This is a genomic window from Aeromonas bivalvium (assembly GCF_000819765.1).
Lineage (GTDB): Bacteria > Pseudomonadota > Gammaproteobacteria > Enterobacterales > Aeromonadaceae > Aeromonas > Aeromonas bivalvium.
Genome location: NZ_CDBT01000054.1, coordinates 202,129 through 212,321 on the forward strand (window position 1 = coordinate 202,129; position 10,193 = coordinate 212,321).

At 64.1% G+C, this 10,193-nt stretch carries 7 protein-coding genes; all 7 read left to right on the forward strand.

Annotation, left to right across the window (positions count from 1 at the left end):
* Nucleotides 1-241: 241 nt before the first annotated feature.
* A complete protein-coding gene (gene dnaK, locus BN1119_RS15725; RefSeq protein WP_042000062.1) occupies nucleotides 242-2,167 on the forward strand; it encodes a molecular chaperone DnaK in 1,926 nt (641 codons plus the stop codon).
* Nucleotides 2,168-2,281: 114 nt separating this feature from the next.
* Entirely contained in the window at nucleotides 2,282-3,421 is a 1,140-nt protein-coding gene (gene dnaJ, locus BN1119_RS15730; protein ID WP_042000064.1) for a molecular chaperone DnaJ, read from the forward strand.
* A 264-nt stretch (nucleotides 3,422-3,685) separates the two neighbouring features.
* A complete protein-coding gene (locus BN1119_RS15735; RefSeq protein ID WP_084205507.1) occupies nucleotides 3,686-5,176 on the forward strand; it encodes a carbohydrate porin in 1,491 nt (496 codons plus the stop codon).
* A gap of 112 nt (nucleotides 5,177-5,288) precedes the next feature.
* Complete coding sequence (locus BN1119_RS15740; RefSeq protein WP_084205508.1) at nucleotides 5,289-6,245, forward strand: aminoimidazole riboside kinase; 957 nt, start codon at nucleotides 5,289-5,291, stop codon at nucleotides 6,243-6,245.
* An 83-nt stretch (nucleotides 6,246-6,328) separates the two neighbouring features.
* The gene (locus BN1119_RS15745) at nucleotides 6,329-7,693 is read left to right on the forward strand and encodes a sucrose-specific PTS transporter subunit IIBC (protein WP_042000073.1); all 1,365 of its coding nucleotides are present in this window, start codon (nucleotides 6,329-6,331) and stop codon (nucleotides 7,691-7,693) included.
* A complete protein-coding gene (locus BN1119_RS15750; protein ID WP_042000076.1) occupies nucleotides 7,693-9,108 on the forward strand; it encodes a glycoside hydrolase family 32 protein in 1,416 nt (471 codons plus the stop codon). The genes BN1119_RS15745 and BN1119_RS15750 overlap by 1 nt, the downstream gene beginning before the upstream one ends.
* 27 nt (nucleotides 9,109-9,135) lie before the next feature.
* The gene (locus BN1119_RS15755; protein WP_042000079.1) at nucleotides 9,136-10,146 is read left to right on the forward strand and encodes a substrate-binding domain-containing protein; all 1,011 of its coding nucleotides are present in this window, start codon (nucleotides 9,136-9,138) and stop codon (nucleotides 10,144-10,146) included.
* Nucleotides 10,147-10,193 lie beyond the last annotated feature (47 nt).

The window sequence follows — 10,193 nt, forward strand, 5'->3', positions numbered from 1 at the left end:
TCGGCGGGCTTTTTGTTGGTCGAGGTGGCATTTTTTCGGGCAGGCGTGCAACAAAACCCCGCGTTTTTTGCATGGTGCCCTTGAAGCCATCTGGCCCGGCCCCATATAGGTGACAAGGCACGGTGGCAGTAAAAATTTACTGTCGGGAGCTTGAAAGCGACTCGCGAAGCCCCCACCTAGCCGTTAACGCATTAAGGCGAGCGATTCGCCTGTTTAATCTAAGTATTTGGAGATTCGTCAAATGGGTAAAATCATCGGTATTGACCTGGGTACTACCAACTCCTGCGTCGCCATTCTGGATGGCGACACTGCTCGCGTGATCGAGAACGCAGAGGGCGACCGTACTACTCCGTCCATCATTGCCTATGCCGATGATGGCGAGATCCTGGTTGGTCAGCCTGCCAAGCGTCAGGCCATCACCAACCCGAAGAACACCCTGTTCGCCATCAAGCGTCTGATCGGCCGTCGCTTCGAAGATGAAGAAGTGCAGCGTGACCTGAAGATCATGCCGTACGCCATCGCCAAGGCCGACAACGGCGACGCCTGGGTTGAAGTGAAGGGTAAGAAAATGGCACCACCGCAGATCTCTGCCGAAGTGCTGAAAAAGATGAAGAAGACCGCCGAAGACTACCTGGGCGAGCCGGTCACCGAAGCCGTCATCACAGTACCGGCCTACTTCAACGACGCCCAGCGTCAGGCTACCAAGGATGCCGGTCGCATCGCCGGTCTGGATGTAAAACGCATCATCAACGAACCGACTGCAGCTGCTTTCGCTTACGGCGTGAACAAGGTCAAGGGCGAGCGCAAGGTTGCCGTCTATGACCTGGGTGGCGGTACCTTCGACATCTCCATCATCGAGATCGACGAAGTGGAAGGGGAAACCACCTTCGAAGTACTGGCGACCAACGGTAACACCCACCTGGGTGGTGAAGACTTCGACAACCGCGTCATCAACTACCTGGTTGAAGAGTTCAAGCGTGAGCAGGGCATTGACCTGCGCAACGACCAGCTGGCCCTGCAGCGTCTGAAAGATGCCGCTGAGAAGGCCAAGATCGAGCTCTCTTCCGCTCAGCAGACCGACGTGAACCTGCCGTACATCACCGCAGATGCCACCGGTCCCAAGCACATGAACATCAAGGTGACCCGCGCCAAGCTGGAATCCCTGGTGGAAGACATGGTCAAAGACTCCCTGGAGCCGGTCCGTGTCGCTCTGAAAGACTCCGGTCTGGCAGTTGGCGAGATCGACGACGTGATTCTGGTGGGCGGTCAGACCCGTATGCCGCTGGTGCAGAAGACTGTTGCCGAGTTCTTCGGCAAAGAGCCGCGCAAAGACGTCAACCCGGACGAAGCCGTGGCCATGGGTGCCGCCATTCAGGGTGCCGTCCTGTCCGGTGACAAGACAGACGTACTGCTGCTGGACGTGACCCCGCTCTCTCTGGGTATCGAGACCATGGGCAGCGTGATGACTGCGCTCATCGAGAAGAACACCACCATCCCGACCAAGAAGTCCCAGGTGTTCTCCACTGCCGAAGACAACCAGTCTGCCGTGACCATTCACGTGCTGCAGGGTGAGCGCAAGCGCGCCAGCGACAACAAGTCCCTGGGCCAGTTCAACCTGGAAGGCATCCGTCCGGCGCCGCGCGGTCTGCCGCAGATCGAAGTGACCTTCGACATCGACGCCAACGGCATCCTGCACGTCTCCGCCAAAGACAAGGAGACCAACAAGGAGCAGAAGATCACCATCCAGGCCTCTTCCGGTCTGTCTGATGAGGAGATCGAACGCATGGTACGCGAGGCGGAAGCCAACGCGGCCGAGGACAAGAAGTTCGAAGAGCTGGTGCAGACCCGCAACCAGGCTGACGGTCTGGTCCACTCGGTACGCAAGCAGGTCACCGAAGCCGGTGACGCCCTGCCTGCCGACGACAAGACCAAGATCGAGACTGCACTGTCCGAGCTGGAAGCCGCCATCAAGGGCGACGACAAGGCCGCCATCGAAGCCAAGCAACAGGCGCTGATGGAAGCCTCCCAGAAGCTGATGGAAATTGCCCAGCAGCAGGCTCAGGCGCAAGGCGCCGGTGCCGATGCCGGTCAGTCCTCCTCTTCTGCCAAGGCGGACGACGACGTGGTCGATGCCGAGTTCGAAGAAGTGAAAGACGACAAGAAGTAAGCCTTACCCAGATGGGCGAAGTTCCCTTCGCCCATTGGCTTGAGTCTATGAATTCACGGGCGTTGGGTAACCAACGCCCGTCTGCATAACTGCTGAAAACCCAATAGGATGAGTATGTCGAAGCGCGATTTCTATGAAGTGCTCGGGGTGGCCAAGGGTGCCGACGAGCGCGAGATCAAGAAGGCGTACAAGCGTCTGGCCATGAAGTATCACCCGGACCGCAACCAGGGTGATGCCGCCTCCGAAGAGAAGTTCAAAGAGGTCAAGGAGGCCTACGAGGTCCTGACCGACGAGAACCTGCGCGCCCGTTACGATCAGTACGGTCATGCCGGGGTGGATCAGAGCCAGGGCGGTGGTCACGGCGGCTTCGGCGGTGGTGCCGATTTCGGTGACATCTTCGGTGACGTGTTCGGTGACATCTTCGGTGGCAGCCGTGGCGGCGGTCGTCGCGGCCCGGCCCGGGGCTCCGACCTGCGCTACACCATGGAGCTGACCCTGGAAGAGGCGGTGCGCGGTGTCTCCAAGGAGATCAAGGTGCCGACCCTGGTCCACTGCGAGGTCTGCAACGGCTCCGGTGCCCACACCGGCAGCTCTGCCCAGACCTGCCCGACCTGCCACGGCGCCGGTCAGGTGCAGATGCGTCAGGGCTTCTTCGCGGTGCAGCAAGCCTGTCCCCACTGTCACGGTCGCGGCAAGATCATCAAGGATCCGTGCCGCAAGTGCCATGGCGAGGGCCGCTACCAGAAGACCAAGACGCTGTCGGTGAAAATTCCGGCGGGCGTCGACACCGGGGATCGCATCCGTCTCTCCGGCGAAGGGGAAGCGGGGGAGGCCGGCGCACCGGCCGGGGATCTCTACGTACAGGTGCACGTCAAGGAGCACGAGATCTTCGTGCGTGACGGCAACAACCTCTACTGCGAAGTGCCCATCAGCTTCACCGCGGCTGCCTTGGGTGGCGAAATCGAAGTGCCGACCCTGGATGGCCGGGTCAAGCTCAAGGTGACCCCCGAGACCCAGACCGGCAAGATGTTCCGCATGCGGGGCAAGGGCGTCAAGTCCGTGCGCTCCGGCCAGGTGGGGGATCTGATGTGCAAGGTGGTGATCGAGACCCCGGTCAAGCTGACCGAGACCCAGAAAGATCTGCTGCGCCAGCTGGACGACTCCTTCAGCGGTGCCGCCGCCAAGACCCACAAGCCGAAATCCGAAGGCTTCTTCGAAGGGGTGAAACGCTTCTTCGACGATCTGACCAGCTGATTTTTGCGACCCAGATAGACAGAGCCGGCCATGTGCCGGCTCTTTTTTTGCCTGTCGTTCGGCCCGGACTCGCCCTATTGAGTGGATCCCGATGAGGGATCCGCTTCACAACTTCCAGCAAGGCTTGCTGCGCAAATGCTACCTCGCTCACAGAGTGGCTGAAACGGTTTAGCTGGCATATTGAGTTAGCTAAAGCGGTTTAGCTATGCTCTGCTCGTCCATAACAACAGCGCCCGGACGGGCGGCAGATGACAGGTGAGGAAGATGACGATGTTCAAGAGCAAGTTGGCGCTGGCCGTGGCGCTGGGATTGGGGATGAGCAGTCCGCTGTGGGCGGCGGATGGTGGTATAGAGGCCCGCCTGGCGGCGCTGGAGGCGCGGGTGCAGGCGGCAGAGGCGCGCGCCGCCGCCGCCGAAGCGCGGGCCGATGAGGCCCAGAGCAAGGCGAGCGAGGCCCGGGAGACCGCCGTGGTGGCCAAGGCCCGGAGCGAGAAGGTGGACAAGCAGACCGCCGGCGCCCAGGGCTTCGAGTTCCACGGCTATGCCCGCTCCGGCCTGCTGGTCAACGGCAATGGCAACGGCGGGCGCGGTGGCCCCTACATCACCCCGGCCGGCTCTGTGGGCGGCGCCGTGGGGCGCCTTGGCAACGAAGACGACACCTACATGGAGGCCAACCTGCTGAAGACCCAGACCTTCGACGATGGCAGCTGGGCCCGCTACAAGCTGATGCTGGCGGACGGGGTGGAGACCAGCAACGACTGGACCGCCAGCGATTCCAGCCTCAACACCCGCCAGGTGTTTGCCGAAATCGGCGACCTGGCGAGCTTTGGCGGCCCCTTCCAGCACTCGGTGCTCTGGGCGGGCAAGCGCTTTGATCGGGACAACTTCGACATCCACTGGCTCGACTCGGACGTGGTCTTCCTGGCCGGCACCGGCGGCGGCGTCTACGACGTGCAGCTGGCCGACAGCTGGAAGGCGAACTTCTCCCTCTACGGGCGCGACTACGGCGACATCAGCGCCAGCGGTCTGTCCGACATCGAGAGTTACATCCTCACCATGAACAACCGCGTCGGCAACTGGCAGTGGATGGTGAACGGCCTCTCGGCCAAGGACAACGAGGCGCGCATCAACGACGGCGGCGTTGGCAGCGAGGCGGCGGACAAGGGGGCGCACACCCTGGTGGCCTACCACGCGGACAGCTTCTTTGGCATCAACCCCGGCTTCTCCAAGGCCGCCGTGCTGTACGGCCATGGCCTGGGGGCCGAGCTCAAGGGACTGGGATCCGACAGCGAGCTGCTGCCGGATGCCGACGCGGTGCGGGTCGCCGTGTTTGGCGCCACCGATATCACTCCGCGCTGGCGCCTGGCCCCGGCCCTGCTGGCCGAGCACAGCCAGGACCGTTACGTGAAGGGAGACGAGTATCAGTGGCTGACCCTCAACACCCGGGTGGCCCAGGTGCTGAGCCAGAACGTCGAGCTGATCTACGAGGCCACCTGGCAGTACATGGATCTCGATCCCAAGGGCTACAAAGGCCGTCAGGCGGCGAGTGGCGACTTTGCCAAGCTCACCTTCGCCCCCACCTTCAAGGCGCAGACCGTCGGCTTCTTCGAGCGGCCGGAGTTGCGGGTATTCGCCACCTGGATGGACTGGTCCTCCGAGCTCGACAACTACGCCAGTACCGATGCCATGGGCCAGAGCGACTTCAGCGCCGGTGGCGAGTGGAACTTTGGCGTGCAGATGGAAACCTGGTTCTAGTTCGTTATCCCGATCACAAAAATGGCAGCCGATCTCGGGATCTCTTGGTTAGCTAAAACGGTTTAGCTGATAATGCGGACCAAGAACTCGGAGCCTGGCTCCGGCAAATCCTGTGCAGCAGTGGAGTAGCAAGGTGGGGAATCGTGTGTGGGTAATGGGGGATGCGGTGGTGGACCTTATCCCGGAAGGGGATCGGCACTACCTCAGGTGTCCGGGGGGCGCACCGGCCAATGTGGCGGTAGGCGTTGCCCGGCTTGGCGGGGAGTCGGCCTTTATCGGCCGGGTCGGCGCGGATCCCTTCGGCCGCTTTATGGCCGATACCCTGGCAAGGGAAGGGGTGGATACCGCTTGTCTGCGGGCGGATCCCGCCCACCGAACCAGCACAGTGCTGGTGGAACTCGACGCCGAGGGGGAGCGCAGCTTCACCTTCATGGTGCGCCCCAGTGCCGACCAGTTCCTGAGCCCCGCCGATCTGCCGGTCTTCCAGGCCGGGCAGTGGCTGCTCACCTGCTCCATTGCGCTCTCCAACGAGCCGGTGCGCGGCAGTTGCCTGCAAGCCATGGCGACCATCCGGGCCGTCGGGGGACGGGTCTGCTTCGACCCGAACCTTAGGCCCGAGGTGTGGGGCAATCCCGCCGAGATGCTGCCCGTGGTGCGCGAGGCCATTGCGCTGGCGGACGTGGTCAAGCTCTCGGTGGAGGAGCTGCAACTGTTGAGCGGTCTGGACGATCTGGCCGCGGGGCTCGCCACCCTATCAGGGCCGGAGCTGGTGCTGGTGACCCGGGGGGCGGCCGGTGTGGTGGCCCGTCTGGGGGGCGAGTTGCTGGAGTGGGTGGGGCCCAAAGTGACGCCCATCGACACCACGGGGGCGGGGGATGCCTTCGTCGCCGGTCTGCTGGCGGCCTTGGCCGAACGGACCTCGCTGCCCGCTCTGAATGAGCTGCCCGCCATCCTGGCCCGGGCCCACGGCTGCGGGGCGCTCGCCACCACCGCCAAGGGGGCCATGACGGCGCTGCCCACCCGCACCCGGCTGGATGAATTTTTGCGATCGGGCGCAGACGGCTGTTGATCTGCGGCTAGAAGCCCGGGTCGACAGCCCCTACTCTCATGTGACAAGGGCCCGCCAGCGTGGCGGGTCATAAGAGGAAGATTATGAATATCAGTGCGATAGCCCAGGATCTGGTGCCCCTGCTCGGGGGCAGGGAGAACATCGTCAGCGCCGCCCACTGCGCCACCCGGCTGCGGCTGGTGCTGGCGGACGACAGCAAGGTGAACAAGGCCGCCATCGACAAGCTGGACGGGGTCAAGGGGTGCTTCAGCAACGCGGGCCAGATCCAGGTCATTTTCGGCACCGGCCTGGTCAACAAGGTCTATGCCGAGTTCGTCACCCTGACCGGGACCGGCACCGCCAGCAAGGCGGAGCTGACCGACATGGCGACGGCCAAGCTCAATGTGGCCCAGCGCCTGGCGCGGACCCTCTCCAACATCTTCGTCCCCATCATTCCGGCCATCGTCGCCTCCGGCCTGCTGATGGGGCTGCTCGGCATGGTGCGCACCTACGGCTGGGTCAATGCCGACAGCGCCCTGTTCGTCATGCTCGACATGTTCAGCTCGGCTGCCTTCATCATACTGCCGATCCTGATTGGCTTCACGGCGGCGCGGGAGTTTGGCGGCAACCCCTATCTGGGGGCGACCCTGGGCGGCATTCTGACCCACCCGGCCCTGACCAACGCCTGGGGCGTGGCGGGCGGCTTCAAGACCATGGACTTCTTCGGGCTGGACGTGGCCATGATCGGCTATCAGGGCACCGTCTTCCCTGTGCTCTTGGCGGTCTGGTTCATGTCCCATTTGGAGAAACAGCTGCGCAGGCGCATCCCGGATGCGCTGGATCTCATCCTCACCCCGTTTTTGACCGTCATCATCACCGGCTTCGTGGCGCTGCTCTTCATCGGCCCCGCCGGGCGGGTGCTGGGGGATGGCATCTCGTTCGGTCTGAGCGCCCTCTATGAGCAGGCGGGCTGGCTGGCGGGTCTGGTGTTTGGCGGCACCTATTCGCTCATCGTCATCACCGGCATCCACCACAGCTTCCACGCCATCGAGGCGGGCCTGCTGACCAACCCGCAAATTGGCGTCAACTTCCTGCTGCCCATCTGGGCCATGGCCAACGTGGCACAGGGCGGGGCCTGCCTGGCGGTCTACTTCAAGACCCGGGACCTGAAGATCAAGGCCATTACTGTGCCGGCGGCCATGTCCTGCCTGCTCGGCATCACGGAGGCGGCGATCTTTGGCGTCAACCTGCGCTACATCAAGCCCTTCCTGGCCGGTCTGTTCGGCGGGGCCTGCGGCGGCGCCTACGTGGTGGCGGCCAAGGTCGGCATGACGGCGGTGGGCCTGACCGGCATCCCGGGCATGGCCATCGTCCAGCCCATGAGCCTCATCCACTACGTCATCGGGCTGGTGATCGCCTTTGGCGCCGCCTTCGCCGCCTCTTACCTGCTCAAGTACAAGGTGGAGTGATGAAGGAAAGCCAATTCCTCAACCAGGTTGTCCGGTCCCTGCTGGCCGGACAGCTCAAGGCGGCGGCCGATCTCCATCGGCCCCGCTGGCATCTGGCAGCCCCGGTGGGGCTGCTCAACGACCCGAACGGCTTCATCGAGCACGACGGGCGTTACCACCTCTTCTACCAGTGGAATCCGCTCGGCTGCGAGCATAGCAACAAGGGCTGGGGCCACGTCACCGCCACCGATCTGCTGCACTGGCAGCACGAGCCGGTGGCGCTGCTGCCCACCGAGGACTATGAGAGCCACGGCTGCTACTCGGGCTCGGCGGTGAGCGACGAGCAGGGGCGCCTGACCCTTGTCTACACCGGCAACGTCAAATACCCGGATGGCAGCCGCACCGCCTACCAGTGTCTGGCCCGCGCCGACGGCATGGGGAGCTTTGCCAAGCTGGGGCCCGTGCTGGAATTGCCCGAAGGCTACAGCGGCCATGTGCGAGATCCCAAGGTGTGGCACGACGGCCAGCAGTGGCTCATGGTGCTGGGAGCCCGCACCCTGGATGACAAGGGTGAAGTGCTGCTCTATCGCGGTGAGACCCTGCAAAACTGGCAACTGGTGGGCCCCATCGCCGGCAGCGGGCGCGGGGGGCTGGGGGACTTTGGCTATATGTGGGAGTGCCCGGACCTCTTCCCCCTGGGGGATCGTCATGTGCTCATCAGCTGTCCCCAGGGGATTGCCCCGGTGGGGGACGATTATCGCAACCTCTATCAGTGCGGCTGGTTGGCGGGCAACTTCGACGGCGAGCGCTTCGAGCACGGGGCTTTCCACGAGCTGGACCGGGGCTTCGAGTTCTATGCGCCGCAAACCACCCAGGACCGCCAGGGGCGGCGCCTGCTGTTTGGCTGGCTGGGGTTGCCGGAGGAGAACGAGATGAGCCAGCCCACCATCCCCTATGGCTGGATCCACCAGATGAGCTGCCCGCGGGAGCTGTTCTGGCAGGACGACTGGCTCTGCCAGCGGCCGGTAGGGGAGCTGGCCGCCCTCAAGGGGGAGCAGACTCGCTTCGAGGGGGGGCTCGGTGAATTTCCGGGGCTGGCCATCGACTCGGCCTGGCTCGATCTGGCCTTGAGCGGGGAGGGGAGCCTCTGGTTCGGGGCCGTGGCCGAGCTGGTGTGGCAGCCGGGGCGCCTTGTCCTGCGGCGCCAGAACTGGCAGAGCGGGGAGTGGGAAGAGCGAAGCGCCCCCTGGCTTGGGGGCAAGATCACCGTCCTGTGCGATCGCTCCAGCCTGGAGTGCTTCGTCGATGGCGGGCGCCAGAGCCTGTCGACCCGCTACTTCCCCGGCGAAAAGCCTCAACTTTCATCGGGTAAGGGCGCTGATGGCAGCAAAATTTGCCTGGATCACTGGCCGCTGGCGACCTGCCTAGTACAATAGCCCGGTCTCAGTGTGCCGGGAGGTCAGGTGGAGAAGAAGAAACGGATCACGATTGCCCAGATAGCCGAGCTCGCGGGGGTCTCCAAGGCCACCGCCAGCCTGGTACTCAACGGCAAGAGTGCGGAATACCGCATCGCCGACGATACCCGCAAGCGGATCCAGGCGGTGGCGGACGAGTGCCACTATCAGCCCAGCATCCATGCCCGCTCCCTGCGCGAGAGCCGCAGCTACACCTGGGGGCTGGTGATCCCCGACCTCACGAACTTCGGCTTCGCCAGCATCGCCCGTGCCCTGGAGGCCCGCTGTCGGGAGGCGGGGATCCAGCTGCTCATCGCCTGTTCAGAAGATGACCCCACCCTGGAGCAGCGGGTGGTGGACAACCTCATCAGTCGTCAGGTGGATGGCCTCATCGTCGCCTCCAGCGGCCACAGCGACGACATCTATGCCCGCATCCACGACCGTCTGCCGGTGGTGCAGCTCGACCGCCACATCGGGGAGTCGCGCCTGCCCATGGTGATCTCGGACGCCTGCAAGGCCACCGCCGAGCTGGTGCAGGACATGGCCCGCGAGTGCGGCGAGGAGATCTACTACTTCGGCGGCCTGCTGGATCTCTCCCCCAGCCGCCACCGGCTGGCGGGTTACGAGCTCGGGCTGCACAGAGCCGGGCTGGAGGCGCCAGAGAGCCAGGTACGCCATCGCGACTATCAGCCAAGCTCCGGCTATCAGCTGATGGCCGAGCTGGTGGCCGAGCTCGGGGCGCCGCCGAAGGGGCTTTTTACCGCCTCTTTCACCCTGCTGGAGGGGGTGCTGCGCTACCTCAACGAGGCGGGGCTGATGGAGACCGGCATGCGCCTGTGTACCTTCGACGATCACGATCTGCTCGACTGCATCCCCATGCGCATCGATTCCGTGGCCCAGGATTGCCCGGCCCTGGCCCGGGCCGCCTTCGAGCTGATGCAGCAGCTCATTGCGGGCAATCCCCCTGCCCAGACCGCCCAGGTCATTAACCCCAGGGTGCGCTGGCGCAGCCGCCGCTAGGCACGCGGTTCCCTTTCCTGTGAAAAAGCCCCGCCGGATCCGGCGGG

What these genes read in the sequence shown, in the direction of transcription:
- dnaK (WP_042000062.1), top strand. Translation starts at nt 242, where the DNA reads ATGGGTAAAATCATCGGTATTGACCTGGGTACTACCAACTCCTGCGTC.
- dnaJ (WP_042000064.1), top strand. Translation starts at nt 2,282, where the DNA reads ATGTCGAAGCGCGATTTCTATGAAGTGCTCGGGGTGGCCAAGGGTGCC.
- BN1119_RS15735 (WP_084205507.1), top strand. Translation starts at nt 3,686, where the DNA reads ATGACGATGTTCAAGAGCAAGTTGGCGCTGGCCGTGGCGCTGGGATTG.
- BN1119_RS15745 (WP_042000073.1), top strand. Translation starts at nt 6,329, where the DNA reads ATGAATATCAGTGCGATAGCCCAGGATCTGGTGCCCCTGCTCGGGGGC.
- BN1119_RS15750 (WP_042000076.1), top strand. Translation starts at nt 7,693, where the DNA reads ATGAAGGAAAGCCAATTCCTCAACCAGGTTGTCCGGTCCCTGCTGGCC.